The sequence below is a fragment of the Bacillus sp. FF-1 genome (assembly GCF_028548245.1).
Taxonomy (GTDB): Bacteria; Bacillota; Bacilli; order Bacillales; family Bacillaceae_G; genus Bacillus_A; species Bacillus_A paranthracis.
The window spans coordinates 298,769-321,857 of sequence record NZ_JAQQGG010000005.1 but is presented as its reverse complement, the minus strand read 5'-3'; the positions used below and the strand labels follow the sequence as shown (position 1 = coordinate 321,857).

The following is a 23,089-nucleotide window of genomic DNA, read 5'->3' as shown; positions in this document are numbered from 1 at the left end:
TGCTATACCCCTTTAATTGGAATTGTAGCGTTAGCTTGTTTTAATATAACGCTATAAATTTGTGAATCTAGCTTTGTAACTGTGCCGTATGGGAATGAACCGGTTTTTAATTTTTTCCCTTCTTCCACACGTATAATCGTTGCAGTGTGGTTTGGTAATCCTTTATATGCAATGTGAACAGCATCATCTTCATAAGAAACAGCTAAATCACCGGTTTGATAAATTTTCATGGAAGCAGTTGCTTCACTTTGTGTCATACTTTTTATATAAGGATATCTTTCTCGTATTTCTTTAATTGTCGTTTTATAAGCTTTAAATAATTCTTCCCACGTTAAATTACCCGAACGTTTTTCATCAAGGATATCATCTGGATGGACGAAATGTGAGATAACCCCTAAATTTGCAGTAACATCAGCTAAAATAAATTGTTCTTCATCTGAAATGGCATAGCCACTCGTAATACGTGGGAAGTGATAAATATTTTTGTTGTGCTCGTCTGGTCCAAATTCTTGAATTAAACTGCCGTTACTTTTACTTCCCACATATAGAGAAGCAACTGTTTCCATAGTTGGGACCGCGTCGTTTAATGCACTTAATCCAGTCGTATTTATAATATTGGATGGTGGTACATAGGTTTTCAGTTTTTCGTTTGGAAAGAAGTTATACACGAGTCTTTGTAAAGCATCTAAGGATCTCTCCATGTCCTCTTTTGAATTCCATGGAACATATTCAAGTGCTTTATCTACTGGGTCTGGTGGTAATAATAAAGGTTGATGGTTATAGCCATGAATACCGATTTCTCCACCGTGACTTAATAATTCTCTCCCAAATAATAAATAGGTATTTCTATTTTTACCTGTAAAATTTTCAAAGGGTGGCGTTACTTTATTTTGATATGTCCCAATTGCAACCCCTGTATATTTAATATCAAGCTCTTCAGAGATATCCTTCATATTTTTCCACCAATGTTTTTTATAAAATTCTTCAACAGAAATTTTTTCTGTTGTTAAGTTTTTTAGTTCTCCACTTGGAATTGGAGATGGGAAGTCATCGATATACATAATCTCCGCTCCAAGTTGTACTGTAGCGAAAGTCGGGAAAATAGTACCCAGTGATTGAACGAACATACCTCTACCTAATTTATCGTTCAATGCTGTTGTATTCCAATATAAGACTTTTCCTTCACCGTAGTCATTGGTCCAAAGGATGGGAGTATCTTCTGCAGTAATCCAAGTATTAGTTGTATTCTCATCTAGCGTAATATTCATTGAGCTATGAGTGAACAATGGAGAAGAACTTGAGAGATCAGGATAACCAGGGAATAAAACTTCTTCAAAGGTTAATCCCTTCACATCTTTGAAGCCTTCTTTTTTTGTAATACCAAATAATGTGTTCCAGGAAGAATCTGAATCAAGTCGGTTTGCGATAATAATTCTTCCGCCCATTTGTACAAAATTTTGAATATCGGCTTGTGGAAGTTGCGCCATTATTTCACCTGTAATAATAATTCCTGTATAGGGAGAGGGAGTAAGTCCCTTAATTTCATTGGCTGTAATATTTTTATAGTGTAGGTGTGCGTAATCCATTGCCTTTTTCGTATTAAATTCGACTTGTTGCCCTAATGTATTATCCGTTTTTAAAACGTATAATTGCATTTTTTGTCCATTTTGGGCTACATCTTTTGCTTTGAGTGTTTTAACAGTATCTGTTTCTTTAGTTTTAGGAACAGAAAACTTTTGATAGAAATTTTCTGTTCGATATATAAGGATGGATATAATTAAGAGAAATAAAATGATACTAACAATTCCGATATATATATTAATCCCCTTTTTCAATGTGTGCGCCTCCAAACTGCCTTACAAATAATTGATATTTACGCGGTAGTATATGAACTCTTTTTGCAGCTGCTAGATTATTGATTAAGTTATAGAGCTCGTCCCATAACTTTTGCTCATAATATATTTCAAGTAACCCAACGTAACCGTAATATGATTCAGGATAGAAATGAATAAGATTTAAAAATTGTTCTTCAGACTTTGCATATTGTTTTGTATGTAGAAACAGATTTCCAAGGTGGAAAGGATAAAGAGGTTCGGTAGGGAATAGTTCTACACTTTGTGTAATAAAATTCATAAATTCGGCGATTATTTTTTCCTTTTGCTGATTAGAAAGAAGACCACTGTCTACATATCTTAAATAGTTAGAAACCAATTCTTTTGCAATTTCATTTTGTGGATTTTGTAGGAATTGCTTATTTAAGTATTCGATCTGTTTTTCGTACCGTTCATTTAGTAAATTAATAGTAGTTGCTGCGTAATGTACAGTTTCAGGATCTTTATGGTGAATGGCTTCTTTCAATAAGCCTCCTTCATTGGAAATAGGGGAGGAGCTTAACTGTACAATGAGTTGTTTATGTAATTCAGGCTTATCTAGTTCTAATCCAGAAGAAAATGAAATTAGGTCCATATCTTGTTTTGCTGATGCCAAAATATCTTCATAATGATCAACTTGAAAGGAAACATACTCAGAGTATTGCTGTAACCACTCGGTCTTGGAGCGTCTTATATTCAGTAATAACATGATTGCTGATACAATAAGTCCGACAAGCGGGAAAAGGAGAGAGATAATCAAGCAAAACTCAATAATTCCTTTCTTATCTTCAGTAATCAAACCTTTCGTAAATCGAAATAAAAGAAAAACCAAAATAGCATAAATAAAGTAAAGAAGGAGTAAAATCATTAGAATACCACTCCTTTAGAAGAAAGAGCGTTTTGTATACGAGTTTTGACTGGTAATAAAAATTTTTCTTCAGTGCCAGGTAATAGAATCATAACTTTTTGTTCGGTCGTGCTATAACCGAATATATCAATATCACGCAAATGATCTTTTAAAATAGAATTTATCATTTCTAAGGAATCTTGTGGAACAGTAAATTCAAAATAGGAATATGGATAAGATAATGTTTCGTAACGTTTCTTTTCTATTTTTAGTAAATGTTCAAATTCATCTTCATAATAAATGCTCGTTTTAGGGAATGTACGATCCTCTTGACTTGATAGCCAAAGATTAGAAGCGTTTTGTAAACGATCACCCATCCAGCGTAAATACCATGTGAAAAGTTCGAATTGCTCAGAAGTTACTTTTGAAAATTCAATTTCGTCTAATATAATGACATATTGTACATCATCTTGGAATAGGACGGGACCAACTAAAAGTGGAGCGTCTTGAAAATCCTCTTCTGTACGGAAAAAAGGTCGATTATGTGCTAGAGCATTTTTGATGACTAGCGAAGCATTTTTAACAAAAATGGATTGAGGTAAGGTATTTTTACCAGTTTCTGCTCTTAATTTAATACGAAGTGATTGTTTATTGTTATCGACGTGATAGATACCAATTTTTTTTGCTCCGAAATACATTTTTAATACATTTATCCCCTCATCGAGTACAATTTCAGGATGTGTATGATTTAAAGCTTTAAACATATGATACATTTTAGATAAGTGATTATTTGATTCAAGTACACGAGAACGTAGTGTAATACGTGTTTCATCCAATTGTTTCACAACATATTTTAATTCTTTATTTTCGGCTTTTAGCTCATTATTTATCATATGTACATCTTCATACCGTTCCTTTTGTGCAGTACTCATTAGTCCACAACATAAACTAATAACAAGTAAGAAAATCCAATTAATCCAGTAATCTAATGAATAAAAGTACAGTAATATATCATCTTCCTTATATATACCGCTTACAAAAATATAAATCATTGCTTCTAGAAAGGTGAAAAGGGCGATAGATATGCCATACCGGCTAGAAATAATTAATGTAATAAATAAGAGTAAGAAGTATTCATACGTTGGTGTTAGAAAATCAGTTAGTATTGAGAGAAAAAATAGAGCAATAAAGAGAATCGTAGGTTCAATCATTTTTTGTAATAAATTAGATTGTCTATAGTGCATAAAAAATCCCTTCTTTCGTTTGCAAATTTAATTTTGAGGAATAGTACACTGAAATAAAATACATAATTTAAAAGAATTATTTTAAAATATATAAAGCCCAAATCATTTTATCAACAGAGATGTAGTAAATTCAAGTGAAATAAATTCTAATTTTTGTTAATGTATTGTATTTATTGGGATTTTTATTAAATATCAAGCTTGAAAAAATGTAAAATGTTATTGTATTACTATACTTGTATTAATATTTAAAATGATAAAAAATTACAGTTTTATAGGGGGGGAATATTATTATGGAGTGGAAACGTTCCATATGCTTTTTAGCTATATTTTCTTTTATTTTTTCCTCAAGTACATCCACCCAAGCAAATGTCGTGGAACCAGTTTTAAAAAATGTACGAAGTTATAAAATTTATTATGGTGAAGCAAATGAGCAAGTAATTGAGGGACTTTCAAAGTATGACATGGTCATTATAGAGCCATATGCATTTTCGAAAGAGCAAGTTCAGCAATTAAAAAAATCAGGAACAGTAGTCCTTGGGTATGTTAGTGTTTTAGAATTAGAATCGTGGCATAAATCGCAAGTAGTTGAATCAGACTATTATTATCGAGACGGTAAGAAAATGAAGATTGAGCAGTGGGATACATATATTATGAATTTAGCTGATGAACATTACCGACGGATTGTTGTAAATAAGGTGAAACAGCAAATTATTGGAAAAGGAATAGACGGTGTGTTTTTAGATACCGCTGGTGATATTGACGACTATTTTTATGATCAGCCAGTTACACAAGGGAAATTTCGCGAAGCATATGTAAATTTATTAAAAGAAATAAAAGGTGTTAATTCTGATTTGCTTCTTATACAGAATTGGGGATTTGACACAATCAAAAATACATCCTTGAATTTTATACATGGTGTATTGTGGGAGGACTTCAATAAACAAGTTATTACGAAAGATGAATGGAGTCAAAATTGGATGCACTATTTTAAACAACAAAGTAATAAGATTGTAACGTTTACCGTTACTCCAAATACCGTATCTAAAAAATATAGTTCTATAAATGGATTTATTCCTACAATTAATCCGAATGATATTTATGATAAATAGCAATTATTAGGGATGAGAAACTATCAATATTGAATATGAAAGTTTAGGTCAGTATACGATTATCTTATAAAGATGAATGTATTACTGACTAGCTCATTTTATAATATTCCATGTTAGAAATTAGTAGAATAAGATAGAAAAAGTGCATTATCCTATTAACTTTTATAGAAATAAAAAACGTAATATTTAAAATAACATCAATACTTGTGTCATGGTTAGAGTACGTTTATAATCAAGGAATCCTATTAATGTTCTGATAGGGTTATTTATGATTGAAAGCGTTTTAAATTTGGTGTTCTTCAAGGTAGGAAGTCTGACCTATTTGGATTAAAAATTATGTATGTAGTTTTAAATAGGAAGAAAAATAATAAAGAATTACTTTATATTGTGGGGAGGTTAAAAGTGTGAAAGGGAAAGACTTTCACACGAATACATATGGGTTACGTAGGATTATTACTTTCGGGTGCAGCTTTATTTTTAAATAGTCTCGTTATATTAGGAAAAGCAGAGATGAAAAGTGCAGGTGTTTTTAATTTATTTGTGGGTGCACTACAAATTATTATTCCGTTCTATTTAATCATGATTTCTGATCAAAGTAATTGGACGGTATATTCATATGCAGCTACTTTCTTATTCGGATTAACCTATTTATATGTAGGTGTTACTTTTATAAAAGGAATGGATAGTAGCGGTTTAGGTTGGTTCTGCATTTGGGTAGCAATTATTGCTTTATTCTATATGGTTGTTTCATTTGTTCAATTCCACGATGTTGTGAATGCGTTAACGTGGTTTATGTGGGCATTACTTTGGTATTTATTCTTTGTATTAAATACACAAAAAAAGAACATCAATCAATATCTTGGAAGGATTGCCTTCGTACAATCATGGGTAACATTGACGTTACCTTCACTCTTTTATTTTATGGGAGTATGGGGAGAGGGATTCGTATATGAATTATGGGTTTATGTATCTGTAATTTCTATTTTATACTTCTGTTATTGTATTTATAAATATCGAGTACGTTAATATATTTTTTGTAGAAAAGCATGGAATCGTTAAACGAATTCCATGCTTTTTATATGTTAGCATTTATAATAGAGAGGTAGTATTTTACAATTTTCTAAAATGGGGATGATAAAGTTGAAAAAAGTATTGGTGCTAGGGGGAACTAGATTTTTTGGTAAACATTTAGTAGAAACACTTTTGCAAGATGGGCACGATGTAACGATTGCGACGAGAGGAATTACGGAAGATTTTTTTGGGAGTAGAGTAAAAAGACTTATTGTAGATAGAGAAGATGAAAAACAACTAACAGAGCGTCTAACAGATAAAAGTTATGATATTGTATACGATAATTTATGCTATAGCTCGAATGCAGCGAAGATAATATGTGAAGTGTTACGAGGGAAAACGAAGAAATACGTTATGACATCTTCAATGGCTGTCTATGAACCAACACTAAGTTTATCAGAAGAGAACTTCAATCCGTACGAGTATGCAATTGCGTATGGAGATAGGAATGACTTCAATTATGGTGAAGGAAAGAGATTAGCCGAAGCAGTTGTATTTCAACAAGCAACATTTCCAGTTGTTGCAGTTCGTTTTCCAGTTGTTATTGGAGAAAACGATTATACGAAAAGGTTACAATTTTACGTTGAACATATTGTGAGAGAAGAACCTGTCGCAGTGAATGATCTAGATGGAAAATTGTCGTTTATACATGAAGAAGAAGCCGGGGAATTTTTAGCTTGGTGTGGGATGAAAGATATAGAAGGGCCAATTAATGCTTGTAGCAACGGGGTAGTTTCTACTCGGGAAATTATTCATTTTATAGAAGAAAATACGGGAATAAAATCACTCATTCAAGAAGGAGGAGATCATGTAGCACCTTATAATGAATTGACTAATTGTACATTACATAATGGAAAAGCTAATGAATTAGGATTCCCGTTCCGAGGGTTGAAAATAGAAATAGAAAAAGTATTACGTTATTACATACATGCAATGAAATGATCATAAATCCCCCGGTGGCAATCCGGGGGATTCTGGAGGATTTCGACAATACTAATTTTACATTACCAAACTTACCTTATACGCACGACTAATGTTTTTGTGATTGAATTGCTTGTAAATATTTTTCATTTACCCGGTCCCAGTTCACTGTATGCCACCAGTTGGTAACAAATTCTGGGCGACGATTTTGGTACTTTAAATAATAGGCATGTTCCCATACATCAATGACAAGTAATGGAATTTTGCCTTCTTGCAAAGGTGTATCTTGATTAGGTGTACTCATTACAGTAAGTTCTTCACCATCAAGGACAAGCCATCCATAACCACTTCCAAAACGGCTAATTGCTGCTTTAGACAGTTGATCTTTTAAGTTGTCAAAGGTATTGAAATAATAATCAATTACTTTTGCAACGTCTCCATTAGGCTCGCCGCCACCCCGTGGGCTCATTACTTCCCAAAAAAGACTATGACAATAATGTCCACCACCGTTATTTCTGACAGCTGTAACAATTTCCTTTGGTAAAGCTTCTAAATTACATAGTAACTCTTCTAAAGATTTATTATGTAATTCCGAATAGTTTTCTAATGCGGCATTCAAATTATTTACGTATGTCGCATGGTGCTTTCCATGATGAATAGAAAGTGTATTGCTATCGATATATGGCTCTAGTTCATCATAGTCATATGAAAGCTTTGGCAATTGAAATGAAGACATGACATTTCCTCCTTTCTCTCTAAAAGTTGGTCTAGGTAAAAATAATTTACCTGAGTAAAAAATACACCTATTTTTCATGAAAGTCAATAGTAATCTCTTAATTTTCTGAAAGATAGTACAATAAAAGTAACACTTCGACTTTCGTTTGTGACTCTTATTCTTTTTGCTTATACTGTAAAGTAATAACGTTTTGTTGAAATAGAAGGAGATCGCTTATGAGTAAAACGAAGCAATTAATAGAGGAAGCGAGTCATTTTATTACGATTTGCTATAAAGAGCTTAATAAAGAACAATTCATAGAAGAACGCATGAAAGAAATTCGAGTTGAAATAGAGAAGACGGGGACGTATGAACATACATTTGAAGAACTTGTTCACGGATCGCGAATGGCATGGCGCAATAGTAATCGATGTATCGGAAGACTATTTTGGAGTAAGATGCACATATTAGATGCACGTGAAGTAAATGATGAGGAAGGTGTATATAATGCATTAATTCATCATATTCAATATGCAACGAACGACGGAAAAGTGAAACCGACCATTACAATTTTTAAGCAATATCAAGGTGAAGAAAATAATATACGAATTTATAATCACCAATTGATTCGGTATGCAGGATATAAAACAGAAATGGGAGTGATTGGTGACTCTCATTCCGCTGTGTTTACAGATTTTTGTCAAGAACTTGGCTGGCAAGGAGAAGGTACGAATTTCGATGTATTGCCACTTGTGTTTTCTATAGATGGAAAAGCGCCGATATATAAAGAAATTCCGAAAGAAGAAGTAAAAGAGGTGCCAATTGAACACCCAGAATACCCAATTTCGTCACTTGGAGTAAAATGGTACGGGGTTCCAATGATTTCAGATATGCGCTTAGAAATTGGCGGTATTTCCTATACAGCAGCTCCGTTTAATGGATGGTATATGGGAACAGAGATTGGGGCACGTAACTTAGCGGATCATGATCGCTATAATTTACTTCCAGCAGTTGCGGAAATGATGGATTTGGATACATCAAGAAACGGTACGTTATGGAAAGATAAGGCATTAGTTGAATTAAACGTGGCTGTTTTACATTCCTTTAAAAAACAAGGAGTCAGTATTGTTGACCATCATACTGCGGCGCAACAATTTCAGCAATTTGAGAAGCAAGAAGCTGCTTCCGGTCGTGTTGTAACGGGCAATTGGGTGTGGCTCATTCCGCCATTATCTCCAGCTACCACTCATATTTATCATAAACCGTATCCGAATGAAATTTTGAAGCCGAATTTTTTTCATAAATAGTTTGTAGTATAGGGCATTTTCTGTAAAAATATAATTTTTTTTAACTACTGTTACGTAGCAAATGGAAGCCTTTACCCTCGGTTATTTTTGGAAGGAGCTTTTTGAACCAAGAAGTTCCTTATGTTATAATCAAATTTCTGTTTCGAAGACCTTATAGAAATATAAGGTCTTTTATTTTGCTTTTTTATGTAAGAGGAATAGAAATTTTCTTTTAAATAAGGGATTTAGCATATTTTTAGGGACAACATAAGTGTGTAGTAAATAGATAAATTATTATGCTTATATAATCATTGTGTTTTGGGTGTAAACAATAAAACATAATAAAGTTGTTTTTTTAGATTGCTGAGGAAGGAGGAAGTGTAAATGAGGATGAAGAGTCGAAAAACGGATTGGCCTGTATTTCTTATTAGTGGTGGTTCGCTTTTATTATTTGTAATTGCGGTTTTCTTAAATAAAAATTATGTAGAGGGAGTCATTAATAGCAGTTTTGCAGCTTCAATTAAATATTTTGGTGCCTTCTGGCAAGTTTTATTAATTGGTACATTTATTGTTGCAATGTGTATGGCGTTCTCGAAATATGGAAGAGTTAAACTTGGGGGATTAGAAAAACCTGAGATTAGTACAGCAAAGTGGCTTGCTATTATTATGTCGACATTACTTGCCGGAGGTGGCGTTTTTTGGGCAGCTGCAGAGCCAATGTACCACTTGATGACGGTGCCGCCGATACATGAAGGTATATCTGCTGGAACGAAAGAAGCAGTAATGCCTGCTTTAGCACAAAGTTATATGCACTGGGGTTTCCTGGCGTGGACGATTTTAGGTACAATCAGTGCGGTAGTTATGATGTATGGGCATTATCATAAAGGTATGCCGTTAAAACCTCGAACGCTTTTATATCCTATTTTTGGTGAGAAATTGCGAAAGAGTTTGCTTGGAACAATGATTGATGCATTTGCCATTATTGCGGTAGCTGCAGGGACGATTGGACCAATCGGATTTTTAGGCTTACAAGCAAGTTATGGCCTACAAGCATTGTTTAATATTCCTGATGTTTTTACTACTCAATTAGCAATTATTATTTGTGTAGTTGCGGTTTCTACTATATCTGCAGTAACAGGAATTAATAAAGGGATTCAAATTATAAGCGATTTAAATGTTAAATTAGCGATTTTATTAATGGTATTTGTATTATTATGTGGACCAGGTGGATTTATTATTGATTCGTTTGTATCTTCGTTTGGATTTTATATAAATGAATTTATTCCAATGAGCACATACCGCGGTGATACAGGTTGGTTAGGATCGTGGACAATCTTTTTCTGGGGATGGTTTATTGGATATGGACCGATGATGGCAATTTTAGTGAGCCGCATTTCAAGAGGAAGAACAATTCGAGAAATCATCGTTGCAATTGGAATTATTGCACCTATTATTACAACGTTTTGGTTTACTATACTAGGGGGATCAGGTGTGTTTTATGAGTTAATGAATCCTGGTTCTATATCGACCGCATTAAGTGCATCTGGTATGCCAGCTGCTATGATTGCAATTACAGAGCAACTGCCGCTCTCTCATATTATTGGACCGGCATTTCTTTTATTAACAATTTTATTTGTAGTGACAACAGGAGATTCAATGGCTTATTCGATTTCGATGGCAGTGACTGGAGACGGGGATCCTAGAATTAGCTTACGAATTTTTTGGTCGCTTATTATGGGAGTAGTTGCGGCAATTCTTTTATACATGGGTGAGGGAAGTATTAATGCATTGCAATCATTCATCGTAGTAACAGCTGTCCCAGTATCTGTTCTGTTGTTCCCAATGCTATGGCTAGCCCCTAAAGTGGCAGGGGAACTAGCATTAAAACAAGGTATTGTAAAAGAAGAAGAGCAAACTTCTTTCTTGTTCCAAAAAGCTAGTAGATCAAAATAAATAATTGTATATTTTATATCAAAAGAGGAAGCATTTCATTAGAGATGCTTCCTCTTTGCTATTTATATAACTATCTTTCTTGAAGGAAGATCGTACACTGTGTAGTTTCAATCTATTCTAATACTTTATCCTTCGTCTCTGGGACAAATAATAGCATTGTAACTAAACCGATTGGATAGATAATGAAGATAAGAGATAATGCTCCCATTACATTACCACCTGCAGCAAGTAATCCGATAATAACAGGTCCAAAGCCAGCTAAACCACGTCCAGTACCGAAAATAAAGTTTTCTGCTGTAGAACGAGCTTCAGCGGGATAGTTTTCAGCTAAAATTGCTCCGAATCCTCCCATCATGCCATTTGCAAAGAACCCAAGCAATGCACTTCCCCATAGCAATAATGTTGAATCTGTGAATAAGAAGAAGTAAATGAGACAGTATATAGTACCACCAACATAATAGATTGTAAAAGTTTTACGGCGACCAATTTTATCGGCTAGAATACCAAAAGTTGCAATTCCAATGAGCATGCCAATCGTAGAGATGAACATCCAACCGCTCGCTTTTGCTAATGTGTAGTTATATTTATTCGCCAAAATAGTTGGCATCCATGTAAAGATTCCATAGTATCCGAAGTTCTGGATGAATGACATAATAATAAGACCAATTGTTGTTAGCGTTACTTTTTTATTTGCAAATAGCTTTCGAAGTGGGAACTTTTTCATTTGTTTTAATTGCTCTGCCTCAGTAGTTGTTAAATTACCTTCAGCTTCTTTTTGTAACAATTCTTTTTTGTATCGTTGTTTTTGTTCCCATATTTTCGGTTCACTTAAACTTTTTCGGACATAGACAGCTAGTAGTGCGGGAATGAGTCCAAATAAGAAAACGGCTCTCCATCCAAAGTGTGGAACGATAAATGCTGGTAGGAGTGAAGCGACTAGTACGCCGAATTGCCATCCAAGTGCCACAACGGATGTTGCCTTTGCGCGCATTTCTTTCGACCATGTTTCAGTTACGATGGCCATCCCAATTCCGAATTCACCACCAACTCCCATTCCTACTAAAAAGCGAAGAATTAATAATTGCCAATAATCTGTTGCGAAATAAATAAGTGCTGTCGCGAGTGAAAATAGTAAGATTGTGAAGGCCATCGTACGGATACGCCCAAATAAATCAGCAATAAATCCAAATAAATAAGACCCAATTAGCATTCCTATTGTAGTAGCTAAAGTTAAGTTCCCACCTTCAACAGGGCTTAAATGAAATTCTTTTAAAATGTAGACGAGTACGAAAGATAAGAGCAACATATCTAAGCCTTCTGCTGCATATCCTAGCGCAGACCCAAATAGTGTTTTATATCTTTTCTCTTTCGTCTCCTCTGTTGTTGATTGTACATCAGTAGTGACGTTCATCATTATTCCTCCTTATTTTCTTCTACAGTCGCTATGGAAGAATAACAAAAGGCCTTCTCACCTGATATGATGAGAAGGCCAAAAAAGCATACGTATTCCTAGAAAAGAACATACGTATATTGTATTCCGACTTCCTTCTCAACCTCACGGGGTTGGGTTAAAGGACTGTATTATATTACTTTATTTTTAGCACTCTTCTATTAGATTGTCAAATAAAGAGGGAATTGTTATGTGTAAAATATTGCAAAAGGTATTTCATTCTTCTTGACGCCCACTTCACTATTTTCCGATAATAAAACTAACTACTATAAAAAGGAATGAATCACAGATGCTAAATTTAGTACTTATGATGATTGAACGCGTCGGACTTATTGTTATTTTAGGATTTTTACTTTCGCATATTAAAACATTCAGGCGCCTTCTTCATAAGCAAGATGGTTATGTAGATAAGCTTAAGCTTATTTGTATTTTTTCGGTGTTTACAATTGTAAGCAATTACACTGGGATTGAAATAGCGGGTAATACGATTATGAATGAAAATTGGCTACAGGGTGTTTCTTCATCGAGCACAATCGCGAATACACGTATTATGGGTGTTGGAATTAGTGGATTGCTTGGCGGACCTATCGTTGGAATTGGAGTAGGATCAATTGCTGGTATTCACCGTTATATGCTTGGCGGGACGACTGCACTAAGTTGTGCAATCTCTTCAATTTTAGCGGGGGTTATAACAGGTTATATTGGATACATTTTCAAAAAGTATAATCGTACAATTACGCCTAAATTTTCAGCAGTTTTAAGTGTGTTTATCGTTTCTTTAGAAATGATTATGATCTTATTAATTGTAGAGGATGGAATGAGTATTGTGAAAACAATTGCGATACCAATGATCCTTGTAAATAGCTTTGGAAGTTTTATTTTACTTTCTATGATACAAGCTATTTTGCGCCAGGAAGAGAATGCAAAGGCACTTCAGACTCATAAGGTATTACGTATTGCAGATAAAACGTTACCGTATTTTCGCCAAGGCTTAACAGAAGAATCGTGTAAGCATGTGGCACAAATTATTCACCGCTTTACAGGAACTGATGCGGTATCCTTAACAGATACAGAGAAAATATTAGCTCATGTTGGATTAGCATCAGATCACCATATTCCTTCACATAGTTTAATAACTGGTTTGTCGAAAGAAGTGTTACACACAGGAAAAATAATGAAAGCAAAATCACGTGAGGTCATTAATTGTCAACATGAAGGGTGCCCTTTGCAAGCGGCGATTGTTATTCCACTAACTTCACATGGAAATACGATAGGGACATTAAAACTGTATTTCAAAAACCCTAACCAGTTAAGTCGTGTGGAAGAGGAATTAGCAGAAGGGTTAGCAAAAATATTCTCTACACAACTTGAATTAGGGGAAGCTGAGTTGCAAAGTAAATTATTGCAAGATGCGGAAATAAAGGCATTACAAGCACAAATTAACCCACACTTTTTATTTAATGCGATTAATACAGTATCAGCTTTATGCCGAACAGATGTAGAAAAAGCAAGGAAGTTATTATTACAGCTTAGTGTGTATTTCCGTTGTAATTTACAAGGGGCACGTCAGTTATTGATTCCACTAGAACAAGAATTAAACCATGTACAAGCATACTTATCGCTAGAACAAGCAAGGTTTCCAAATAAGTATGAAGTAAAGGTGTATATTGAGGAAGAGCTAAAGACAACTTTAGTACCACCATTTGTTCTTCAACTATTGGTTGAAAATGCATTGCGACACGCTTTCCCGAAGAAGCAACCAGTATGCCAAGTGGAAGTGCATGTTTTTGAAAAAGAGGGTATGGTTCATTTTGAAGTAAAAGATAATGGGCAAGGAATTGAGGAAGAACGTTTAGAACAATTAGGAAAGATGGTAGTTTCGTCCAAGAAAGGGACTGGAACAGCTTTATATAATATTAATGAACGTCTTATTGGGCTATTTGGAAAAGAAACGATGCTTCATATCGAAAGTAAATTAAACGAGGGGACAGAGATTACTTTTGTTATTCCAAAAAAAGTAGGGGAGGAAGAGAAGATTGTTAAAAGTACTAGTAGTTGATGATGAAATGTTAGCACGCGATGAACTAAAGTATTTATTAGAAAGAACGAAGGAAGTTGAGATAATTGGTGAGGCTGATTGTGTAGAGGACGCATTAGAAGAGCTAATGAAAAACAAACCAGATATTGTTTTCCTGGATATTCAGTTATCTGATGATAACGGATTTGAAATCGCGAATATATTAAAGAAGATGAAAAATCCACCTGCCATTGTATTTGCGACTGCCTATGATCAATACGCGTTGCAAGCATTTGAAGTAGATGCGTTAGACTATATTTTAAAGCCATTTGATGAAGAACGTATTGTACAAACATTAAAGAAGTATAAAAAACAAAAGCAGTCGCAAATAGAAACGAAGCAAGAAATAAAAGGGGCAGATGTAACGGCAGATATGCATAAATTAGCATTACCAATTGAAGAATCAATCGTACTTGTGAATATTGAAGATATTATATATGTAGGACTTGTGGATGGAAAAGTAACAGTAAAAACAATGAGGGACACATATATAACACACGATACACTTGTGATTTTGGAAAAGAAGTTGCCGCAAGCAAGTTTTATGCGTGTACATCGTAGCTTCATTGCAAATATTAATCATATTACTGAAATCCAGCCGTGGTTCAATTCTACTTATAATTTAATTATGAAAGAAGGATCAAAAGTACCTGTTAGTCGTACATATGCAAAAGAACTCAAGAAGCTGCTTCGTATTTAAGAAGCAGCTTTTGTATTTCATCCTTTTATATTTGTAACTGATTCTGTATTTTTGACGTTCTGTTATGTAAACGCTTACTAAGGCGGTTATATCCTATACAATAAGGGTACCAAATCGAAAGAGGTGGCCAAAATGAGTACGAAAAAAGTATATAGTTTCTTATCACAAGCATTCATATTCTCAGCTATTATGTTAATTTCTAATATTATTGCAACACATTTACCAATTCCGATGCCTTCATCGGTAATCGGGTTAGTCATTTTATTTAGTCTATTATGTTTAAAGGTTATTAAATTGGAACAAGTTGAATCACTTGGAACAGCTTTAACAGGTATTATCGGATTCCTTTTCGTCCCATCAGGTATTTCGGTTATTAATTCTCTTGGTGTAATGGGACAATATTTTGTACAAATTTTAACTGTAATTGTTGTTGCAACAGTTATTTTACTCGCTGTAACAGGATTATTTGCACAATTTATTTTAGGAAAAGATAAAAAAGAAACAGAAGATACAAAAGAATTGAAAGTAGTAAATAAAGGACGCAAACACGGAAAAGTTGCGTAACCATTTTAGTATATATTGTTAGGAGGGAATGAACATGGCAAGTACAATGACTCCATATTTCGGAATCGTCGTTTCATTAATCGCATACGGAATCGGAACATTATTATTCAAGCATTCAAAAGGGTTCTTCTTATTCACACCATTATTCGTAGCGATGGTATTAGGGATTGTCTTTTTAAAAGTAGGTAACTTTACTTTCGAAGAATATAATACTGGTGGAAAAATGATTAGCTTTTTCTTAGAGCCAGCAACAATCGCGTTTGCAATTCCATTATATAAACAAGTGGATAAGTTGAAAAAATATTGGTGGCAAATTTTATCAGCTATCGTGGTTGGATCTATTTGTTCAGTAATTGTCGTGTTCATTGTTGCAAAAGCAATTGGCCTAGATACAGCAGTAATGAATTCAATGTTACCACAAGCGGCAACAACAGCAATTGCATTACCAATCTCTGAAAGTATTGGTGGTATACCAGCAATTACATCATTTGCAGTAATCTTTAACGCAGTCATCGTATACGCATTAGGAGCGTTATTCTTAAAAACATTTAGAGTGAAACATCCAATTGCAAAAGGTTTAGCACTTGGAACAGCAGGTCATGCATTAGGGGTGGCAGTAGGAATTGAAATGGGTGAAGTAGAGGCAGCTATGGCAAGTATTGCTGTAACAGTAGTTGGAGTTGTAACGGTAGTTGTCATACCGATGTTCATGCCATTCATTGGATAGTAAAACTTACTTAAAAAATGAGAAAAGCAAGCTATTTGTAGGACAGATTTCTACTGATAGCTTGCTTTTTATGTTACAGTAGTGGTAAGACCTATTGTGACAAAATGTAAGTTTCCTTAAATCTTCATTAATACTGTGTAGAATACGTTTTGAATTAGGTCATTGTATTGTAAAATAAGAAGTAAGCTACTATAGATCTGCTAAGGTAGGCGTATAATGAGCTTATAAAAATCTTAATATGAATGAATAATTAAAAGTAGAAAAGAGAGAAAAATCTACTTATTAACGTTTTACTTTATAGGACAGGAGAGAGTACTCGTCGATTATGCAAATAAAAAACCTGTTTCAAAGCAAAGGATTTCAGAGGTTACTCGTATTAGTAATACTTGCTCTCGTGTTATACGGGCTGCAAAGTATGTTGAATTTAATTTTAATTACGTTTATTCTTACGTATTTAATGGATCGATTCCAAAAGTTTATTTCCCGCAAATTAGATCATTTCATGCCCATTAATCGAAAACTCATTATAGCATTTCTATATGTCATGTTAATTGGTGGAATTGCTATTACGCTATTTAAATATTTACCAGTATTAACGATACAAATTTCACAATTGATTTATCAATTTAACGTATTTTTAAGAAACCCACCGGACAGTGAATTAATTAAGTATGCAGTTAATGCTGTTAATCATATGGAACTTTCGAAGTATGTAGGACAAGGCGTTGACATTTTGTATAAATCGATTACGAATGTTGGGAAATTTGGCCTTCAAGTGTTACTTTCTTTAATTTTAAGTTTATTTTTCTTATTGGAGAAAGCTCGTATCGTTGCTTTTACTGCAAAATTTAAAGAGAGCAGACTTGCAATTTTCTATACTGAAATCGAGTACTTCGGTAAGAAATTTGCACGTTCATTCGGAAAAGTAATTGAGGCACAATTTTTAATTGCAGTTGTTAACTGCGTTTTATCCGTTATTGCATTATGGATATTAGGATTCCCACAATTATTAGGTTTAGCGTTAATGATCTTCTTACTTGGTTTAATTCCAGTAGCTGGGGTTATCATTTCGTTATTCCCGCTTTGTATGATTGCTTACAATATCGGCGGTATTATGTACGTTGTTTATATTTTAGTTATCGTAACAGTCATTCATGCGCTTGAAAGTTACGTGTTAAATCCGAAGTTTATGTCACAAAAAACAAACTTACCAATTTTCTATACGTTTATGGTATTAATCTTCTCGGAACACTTCTTAGGTGTATGGGGATTAATTATCGGTATTCCAATCTTCATTTTCTTATTAGATGTCTTAGATGTGACAAGTGATGAAATGGAGAAGGACGCTGGGAAAAAATAAAGTGAAGTAAGAAATGAACTGTACCCTATAAAGTGGATAATTTAACAAAAGAATTCTCCTTTGTATTTCATTAAAAATAATTTTGCTCATTTCCTGTATCTCACTTTTATCATCGTTTCCATTATTAATGAGGAATGAGCGTGAAAATGCACCAAACCCCCAAATCATAGACTTTTTTAGTGTCCATGATTTGGGGGTTTATTTATTATTAACGTAAAGACAATTTAATTAATAATTATATATATTTATATATAATTAAATAAATATATTTTGTGATCTTAAAACCCTTCTGGAAATGCCCTTGCCGCAAATTTAAATGAATCAACACCGCCATGATCAGTATATGCAGAGATGGTATATTTTCCACTTGATACCCAATCTGACCAACTAGTACTAAAGTAAAGAGTTTTTTGCGCCCCTGGACTTATACTTTCTTGATAAAGCGTATGGCCTGCTGAATTTATAAGTTTATAGCGTAAAGTACTTGGCCCTGTGTTTTGAATCCAAAATGTAAGGTCATCGTCAGATTTATTCCAAAAATAACCGGACCCAGAGCCATGATCAAAGGAGACTGTTTGACTCCCTAGTAATATTGATGATGAATACATGATGATTGAATCATCGCCATTTCCTAGCTGAATTTCTGTTACTTCAGGAGTTTTATTCATGTGCGTTTCTGGTACTGATGCTGCAGCTGTCCCTGTTCCAATTAAAGATAAAGCGATTGCTGGTAATACTAGTAACTTTTTCATTTCACAAATTCTCCTTTTAAAGTAAATTAATACACTTTATGATTTTATTTTCAACAAATGTATTTGTAATTCCATATTATTAGAATTAGATTTTAAGGCAAATATATAAATATTTATTTTGCTACTAATAAATAATACTTTTCATTTTCAAGATTCCTTAAAACCTCGTAAATAAAGTCAAACTTTAATCATTGGAGGTTTTACTGTCCGTTACAAAGGAGACAGATTAAAAAAGCATCGATGTTCGATGCTTTTTCTTTTATAACATGATGTTTCTTATGCCATACTGTAAGGAGAAGATAGAATAGGGGTGAAAGAATGGTTGTAAATGAAAAGGTAGAATTAGCTACATTTGCTGGAGGGTGCTTCTGGTGTATGGTTTCGCCATTTGAAGAGATGGAAGGAATTATAAAGGTTATTTCTGGCTATACAGGTGGTCATAAAGAGAATCCAACATATAAAGAAGTATGTTCAGAAACGACGGGACATTATGAGGCAGTACAAATTACATTTGATGCAAATAAAATGCCGTATGAGGAGTTATTAAATATATATTGGAGACAAATTGATCCGACTGATGTAGGCGGGCAATTCCATGACCGTGGACAGTCTTACGAAACAGTGATTTTTTATCATAATGAAGAACAACATAAAAAAGCAGAGGCTTCAAAAGAAGAGCTTGCAAGGAGTGGGCGCTTTTCAAAGCCGATTGCGACAAAAATATTGCCAGCTGCTACGTTTTATCCCGCAGAGGAATATCACCAAGGATATCATAAGAAAAATGAATTCCGCTACGAGTTATACCGTAAGGGCTCAGGGCGAGATGCGTTTATTAAGCAACATTGGCCAAAGGATAATGCTCATTTAAAGGAAAAACTCAGTGAGATGCAATTTTATGTAACACAGGAAAATGGTACAGAACCACCATTTCGAAATGAGTATTGGAATCATAAAGAAGAAGGTCTTTATGTAGATATCGTTTCAGGTGAACCTTTGTTTACTTCTCTAGATAAATTTGATAGTGGATGTGGATGGCCTAGTTTTACGAAGCCAGTTATGTCAGCTAGTGTGAAGGAAAAAATGGATGTGAGTCATAATATGACGCGTACAGAAGTGAGAAGTAAGGAAGGAGATTCACATCTCGGCCACGTATTTCCAGATGGTCCAGGACCAAATGGACTTCGCTATTGTATAAATTCAGCAGCTCTTCGATTTATTCCAACAGAGGAATTAGAAAAAGAAGGCTATGGTGATTTCCTAATCTTGTTTGGAAATAAAAAATAACCTCGCAGTTAGCGAGGTTATTTTTTTGTTACTTTACTTTTTTCTTTTTAAACTTGCTTAATACTTCATAAACGATTGGAACAATAAGAAGTGTTAATAATGTTGAACTTGTTAATCCACCAATTACTGTTACACCAAGTCCTTTAGAAATTAAGCCGCTACCTTCAAATCCTAATGCGAGCGGGATAAGAGCACCGATTGTTGCAATTGCAGTCATTAAAATCGGGCGAAGGCGTGTTGCACCAGCTTCTAATAAAGCTTCACGTGTTGATAGACCTTCATTTTCTTTATGAATAACGCGGTCGATAAGCACGATTGCGTTTGTTACAACGATACCGATTAACATAAGGGCACCGATCATTGCAGAGACACTTAACGTTTCACCAGAGATTAATAAGGCAACAAGGGCTCCAATGATTGTAAATGGTAGCGAGAATAAAATTGCGAATGGTGCAAGAGCACCGCCAAATGTCACGACAAGAACGAAGTATACAATAGCAATCGCAGCTAACATCGCTAAGCCAAGTTGCTTGAATGATTCTTCAATATCTTTTGTAACGCCTCCCATAGAAACATCTACGCCAGAAGGAAGATCCATTTTATCTACTTCTTTTTGAACCGCGGCGGATGCTTTTGAAACGTCATCAGATGTTAGTTTTGCACTTACTTCCGCATAAACACGGCCATCGCGGTGTTTCACTGTATTCGAAGTTTCTCCTTCTTTTACAGTCATCACATCTTTTACAGCCACTTCACTACCAAGCGGCGTTGTAATTTTACGATTTGTTAAGTCATCGATTGTTTCATAATTTTGTTTTTCAGCTTCTACATATACATTGATATCTTTACCGTCTTTTTTAATTGTTGTCAGAACAGGGCGATCATGTTGATTAGAAAGTCCCATTCCAATTTGTGCAGCCGTTAGACCCATTTTACTTAGCTTTTCCTGATCTGCGACTAAAGTGTATTCTGCGTATGTTTTTGCAATACTAGAGTCTATATCTTTTAAGTCTTTGTTTTTCTTCATTATGTTTTGAATATCTTTTACGACAGGCTTAATGTCTTCTGAGCTATCTCCGTAAACGTATAACTTGATTTCGTTACTACCGCCACTTGCTCCGAAGTCTTGGTTTTTCCATTCGCCTTTTCCAGACATTTTCTGTAAATCTTTAACGACTTGTTCTTTCTCTTTTTCGAAGTTTTTCGTGTCGTTATCATATTGTACGAAGAACATTGCCTGATTTGATTGACCAGGACTCATTGGGTTTTCGCCACCTAATGAGAATTGAATTGTTTTGACGTCTTTATTATCTTGGAAGTGCTTTTCAGCTTTCGTTGCAATTTTTTCAACGTCTTCTAACGTTTGACCTGGTTCAGGGTTGTACGTTGCAATGATCATTTTTTCTTCTTCAGATGGTAAGAAACTTACACCAATGATTGGCACAAGTGCAAGACTACCAACTAATAGAAGGATAGCGATACTTGATGTAATAATTTTGTGATTTAAAGCCCATGCAAGTATGCGTTTATAAATATTTGCTAATTTACTTGGTTTTTCTTCATGATGTACTTCTTTTTCTCTCATGCTCTCTTTCTTAAATAAAGAGTGAGCTAGCATCGGTACGATTGTAACTGCTACTAGCAACGATGCTAATAAAGCGAAGACGATAGTTAAAGCGAATGGTAAGAACATTTCACCAATCATACCTTTTACTAGTCCAAGCGGTAAAAATACAGCAATTGTTACAATGGTAGAAGACATAATCGGAATAAACATTTCTTTTGTAGCTTCACGAATTAAATCTTTCCCGCGTAGTTTCTCTCCTGATAACGACATACGTCGGTAAATATTTTCGATAACAACAATGGAGTCATCCACAACGCGCCCGATAGCGACTGTCATTGCTCCAAGCGTCATAATGTTAAGTGTAATATCCATTTGCTTTATGACTAATACAGCAATTAATAAAGAAAGTGGTATGGAAACGACAGAGATTAATGTTGTTCGGATATTTCGTAGGAACAGCATAATAATAACAATCGCAAAAATAGCACCAAAAATGGCTTTGCTCAGCATTGTTTCTACTGATTTCTCAATAGGTGCACCTTGGTCGAATGTTGAAATAATCTCTAAGTCTTTATATTTTTTCTCAAGTTCTTTTACTTTATCTTTAACAGCATTTACAACATCAACTGTGTTCGCGTCAGCCGCTTTTACAATTTGAATTCCAATTGCTTCTTTTCCATTTGTTCGAGAAATAGATTCCGCTTTTCCGACTTCTTTAATATCAGCAATTTCGTCTAATGTAACTGTCGGAATCCCGTTGTTCATAGCGGCTGGATTCATTTGCGGCACTTGTGTACCAGCTCCGGCATTTTGACTACCTTGACCGCTTGCTGATGAAGGAACAGCAGGGATTTTTAATTCTTTTAATGCTTTCATTGTTGTAATATTTCCATCTACAACAACTGACTTTTCTGTGTCTTTAAATGTATATAAACCAAGTGGTAAAGATACGTCCGATCCTTTAATTACATTTTTTACAGTATCTTCACTTAAACCTAATTCTTTCATCTTATCTTTTTTGAAGACAAGTTGTACTTCATCTACTTGTTGACCTGAAATTTGAACAGATGCGACCCCATCAAGTCCTTTTAATCCTGGAACAACATTTTTTTCTACATTTTCAGTTAAGGTAGCTAAAGATTCATTTTTACTTGCTACGCTTAATGAAATTACAGGAAAGGCATTGAAGTTCACACGTGAAACTTTCGGGTCCTTTACGCCTTCTGGCAGTTTCACATTTGCGAGAGCTTCTTTTATTTCTGTTTCAGCCTTTTCCATATTTTTATCAAAATCATATTCTACCTGAATGGAAGATGCATTTTGAAAAGATGATGAACTAACAACGTTTACACCACTTAAATTTTGCAGTTGCTCTTCCATCGGTTTTGAAACTTTATCAGCTACTTCTTCTGGTGTAGCACCAGGATAAACCGTGGTTACTGTTACAACAGGTGTTGTAATATCAGGAATTGTTTCCAGCTTCATATTCAGCCCAGAATAAATACCTGCAATGGTAACGATAATGGTTAGTAGCCAAACTGCGAACTTATTTTTTAACGAAAAATTAATAATTTTGTTCATGTTTGCGCTC

Annotated in this window: 18 protein-coding genes; 11 read left to right on the top strand and 7 right to left on the bottom strand. The window is 34.4% G+C overall.

Annotated elements, in window-relative coordinates:
- Positions 1 to 2: 2 nt before the first annotated feature.
- The 3 genes from PQF83_RS18960 to PQF83_RS18950 are packed head-to-tail and all read right to left on the bottom strand — an operon-like array spanning position 3 to position 3,962.
- On the bottom strand, positions 3 to 1,835 hold the full coding sequence (locus PQF83_RS18960) for a DUF2194 domain-containing protein (RefSeq protein ID WP_000715314.1): 1,833 nt from the start codon (positions 1,833 to 1,835) through the stop codon (positions 3 to 5).
- On the bottom strand, positions 1,819 to 2,739 hold the full coding sequence (locus tag PQF83_RS18955; RefSeq protein ID WP_000601986.1) for a tetratricopeptide repeat protein: 921 nt from the start codon (positions 2,737 to 2,739) through the stop codon (positions 1,819 to 1,821). The genes PQF83_RS18960 and PQF83_RS18955 overlap by 17 nt, the downstream gene beginning before the upstream one ends.
- Positions 2,739 to 3,962: a hypothetical protein gene (locus PQF83_RS18950; RefSeq protein WP_000559346.1), complete on the bottom strand. Its 1,224-nt coding sequence runs from the start codon at positions 3,960 to 3,962 to the stop codon at positions 2,739 to 2,741. The genes PQF83_RS18955 and PQF83_RS18950 overlap by 1 nt, the downstream gene beginning before the upstream one ends.
- Before the next feature lie 290 nt (positions 3,963 to 4,252).
- On the opposite strand from PQF83_RS18950, the gene PQF83_RS18945 reads away from it, so the two are divergent.
- The 3 genes from PQF83_RS18945 to PQF83_RS18935 all read left to right on the top strand — a co-directional run bounded on the left by PQF83_RS18945 (position 4,253) and on the right by PQF83_RS18935 (position 7,084).
- A complete protein-coding gene (locus PQF83_RS18945; protein WP_000454997.1) occupies positions 4,253 to 5,071 on the top strand; it encodes an endo alpha-1,4 polygalactosaminidase in 819 nt (272 codons plus the stop codon).
- A 435-nt stretch (positions 5,072 to 5,506) separates the two neighbouring features.
- Positions 5,507 to 6,097, top strand: a complete 591-nt coding sequence (locus tag PQF83_RS18940) for an AmiS/UreI family transporter (protein ID WP_000542569.1) — start codon at positions 5,507 to 5,509, stop codon at positions 6,095 to 6,097.
- A gap of 105 nt (positions 6,098 to 6,202) precedes the next feature.
- Positions 6,203 to 7,084 (top strand): NAD-dependent epimerase/dehydratase family protein, encoded by an 882-nt coding sequence (locus PQF83_RS18935; RefSeq protein ID WP_033671957.1) that lies wholly within the window; start codon positions 6,203 to 6,205, stop codon positions 7,082 to 7,084.
- Between the two features lie 88 nt (positions 7,085 to 7,172).
- On the opposite strand, the gene sodA is transcribed toward PQF83_RS18935, so the two are convergent.
- Entirely contained in the window at positions 7,173 to 7,799 is a 627-nt protein-coding gene (gene sodA / locus PQF83_RS18930) for a superoxide dismutase [Mn] (RefSeq protein WP_000094046.1), read from the bottom strand.
- A gap of 215 nt (positions 7,800 to 8,014) precedes the next feature.
- Here sodA and PQF83_RS18925 point away from each other — a divergent pair, with 215 nt between their 5' ends.
- A complete protein-coding gene (locus PQF83_RS18925; protein ID WP_000047608.1) occupies positions 8,015 to 9,085 on the top strand; it encodes a nitric oxide synthase oxygenase in 1,071 nt (356 codons plus the stop codon).
- Positions 9,086 to 9,448: 363 nt separating this feature from the next.
- Positions 9,449 to 11,017, top strand: a complete 1,569-nt coding sequence (locus tag PQF83_RS18920) for a BCCT family transporter (RefSeq protein ID WP_001242461.1) — start codon at positions 9,449 to 9,451, stop codon at positions 11,015 to 11,017.
- Between the two features lie 112 nt (positions 11,018 to 11,129).
- Here the strand turns inward: PQF83_RS18920 and PQF83_RS18915 are convergent, their stop codons facing one another.
- The gene (locus tag PQF83_RS18915) at positions 11,130 to 12,428 is read right to left on the bottom strand and encodes an MFS transporter (RefSeq protein ID WP_001103431.1); all 1,299 of its coding nucleotides are present in this window, start codon (positions 12,426 to 12,428) and stop codon (positions 11,130 to 11,132) included.
- Between the two features lie 328 nt (positions 12,429 to 12,756).
- Here PQF83_RS18915 and lytS point away from each other — a divergent pair, with 328 nt between their 5' ends.
- The 5 genes from lytS (at position 12,757) to PQF83_RS18890 (ending at position 17,895) form a co-directional block, all read left to right on the top strand.
- Positions 12,757 to 14,526 (top strand): two-component system sensor histidine kinase LytS, encoded by a 1,770-nt coding sequence (gene lytS, locus PQF83_RS18910; RefSeq protein WP_000933579.1) that lies wholly within the window; start codon positions 12,757 to 12,759, stop codon positions 14,524 to 14,526.
- Entirely contained in the window at positions 14,504 to 15,244 is a 741-nt protein-coding gene (locus tag PQF83_RS18905; RefSeq protein WP_000921833.1) for a LytR/AlgR family response regulator transcription factor, read from the top strand. The genes lytS and PQF83_RS18905 overlap by 23 nt, the downstream gene beginning before the upstream one ends.
- Before the next feature lie 132 nt (positions 15,245 to 15,376).
- Complete coding sequence (lrgA, locus tag PQF83_RS18900) at positions 15,377 to 15,808, top strand: antiholin-like murein hydrolase modulator LrgA (RefSeq protein ID WP_000104902.1); 432 nt, start codon at positions 15,377 to 15,379, stop codon at positions 15,806 to 15,808.
- A 34-nt stretch (positions 15,809 to 15,842) separates the two neighbouring features.
- A complete protein-coding gene (lrgB, locus tag PQF83_RS18895; protein WP_000168869.1) occupies positions 15,843 to 16,535 on the top strand; it encodes an antiholin-like protein LrgB in 693 nt (230 codons plus the stop codon).
- Between the two features lie 325 nt (positions 16,536 to 16,860).
- Positions 16,861 to 17,895, top strand: a complete 1,035-nt coding sequence (locus tag PQF83_RS18890) for an AI-2E family transporter (protein ID WP_001166015.1) — start codon at positions 16,861 to 16,863, stop codon at positions 17,893 to 17,895.
- A gap of 278 nt (positions 17,896 to 18,173) precedes the next feature.
- On the opposite strand, the gene PQF83_RS18885 is transcribed toward PQF83_RS18890, so the two are convergent.
- The gene (locus PQF83_RS18885; protein WP_000735636.1) at positions 18,174 to 18,647 is read right to left on the bottom strand and encodes a hypothetical protein; all 474 of its coding nucleotides are present in this window, start codon (positions 18,645 to 18,647) and stop codon (positions 18,174 to 18,176) included.
- 318 nt (positions 18,648 to 18,965) lie between these two features.
- Here PQF83_RS18885 and msrB point away from each other — a divergent pair, with 318 nt between their 5' ends.
- Positions 18,966 to 19,931 (top strand): peptide-methionine (R)-S-oxide reductase MsrB, encoded by a 966-nt coding sequence (gene msrB, locus PQF83_RS18880; protein ID WP_000261258.1) that lies wholly within the window; start codon positions 18,966 to 18,968, stop codon positions 19,929 to 19,931.
- A 28-nt stretch (positions 19,932 to 19,959) separates the two neighbouring features.
- On the opposite strand, the gene PQF83_RS18875 is transcribed toward msrB, so the two are convergent.
- Positions 19,960 to 23,079, bottom strand: a complete 3,120-nt coding sequence (locus tag PQF83_RS18875) for an efflux RND transporter permease subunit (RefSeq protein ID WP_001033528.1) — start codon at positions 23,077 to 23,079, stop codon at positions 19,960 to 19,962.
- Between the last annotated feature and the right edge of the window lie 10 nt (positions 23,080 to 23,089).

Excerpts from the sequence above, each read along its gene's own strand:
- lytS (WP_000933579.1), top strand. The coding sequence starts at position 12,757 with ATGCTAAATTTAGTACTTATGATGATTGAACGCGTCGGACTTATTGTT.
- lrgB (WP_000168869.1), top strand. The coding sequence starts at position 15,843 with ATGGCAAGTACAATGACTCCATATTTCGGAATCGTCGTTTCATTAATC.
- PQF83_RS18920 (WP_001242461.1), top strand. The coding sequence starts at position 9,449 with ATGAGGATGAAGAGTCGAAAAACGGATTGGCCTGTATTTCTTATTAGT.
- PQF83_RS18935 (WP_033671957.1), top strand. The coding sequence starts at position 6,203 with ATGATAAAGTTGAAAAAAGTATTGGTGCTAGGGGGAACTAGATTTTTT.
- PQF83_RS18885 (WP_000735636.1), bottom strand. The coding sequence starts at position 18,647 with ATGAAAAAGTTACTAGTATTACCAGCAATCGCTTTATCTTTAATTGGA.
- msrB (WP_000261258.1), top strand. The coding sequence starts at position 18,966 with ATGGTTGTAAATGAAAAGGTAGAATTAGCTACATTTGCTGGAGGGTGC.
- PQF83_RS18890 (WP_001166015.1), top strand. The coding sequence starts at position 16,861 with ATGCAAATAAAAAACCTGTTTCAAAGCAAAGGATTTCAGAGGTTACTC.
- PQF83_RS18925 (WP_000047608.1), top strand. The coding sequence starts at position 8,015 with ATGAGTAAAACGAAGCAATTAATAGAGGAAGCGAGTCATTTTATTACG.
- sodA (WP_000094046.1), bottom strand. The coding sequence starts at position 7,799 with ATGTCTTCATTTCAATTGCCAAAGCTTTCATATGACTATGATGAACTA.
- PQF83_RS18955 (WP_000601986.1), bottom strand. The coding sequence starts at position 2,739 with ATGATTTTACTCCTTCTTTACTTTATTTATGCTATTTTGGTTTTTCTT.
- PQF83_RS18875 (WP_001033528.1), bottom strand. The coding sequence starts at position 23,079 with ATGAACAAAATTATTAATTTTTCGTTAAAAAATAAGTTCGCAGTTTGG.
- PQF83_RS18915 (WP_001103431.1), bottom strand. The coding sequence starts at position 12,428 with ATGAACGTCACTACTGATGTACAATCAACAACAGAGGAGACGAAAGAG.
- PQF83_RS18950 (WP_000559346.1), bottom strand. The coding sequence starts at position 3,962 with ATGCACTATAGACAATCTAATTTATTACAAAAAATGATTGAACCTACG.
- lrgA (WP_000104902.1), top strand. The coding sequence starts at position 15,377 with ATGAGTACGAAAAAAGTATATAGTTTCTTATCACAAGCATTCATATTC.
- PQF83_RS18940 (WP_000542569.1), top strand. The coding sequence starts at position 5,507 with ATGGGTTACGTAGGATTATTACTTTCGGGTGCAGCTTTATTTTTAAAT.
- PQF83_RS18945 (WP_000454997.1), top strand. The coding sequence starts at position 4,253 with ATGGAGTGGAAACGTTCCATATGCTTTTTAGCTATATTTTCTTTTATT.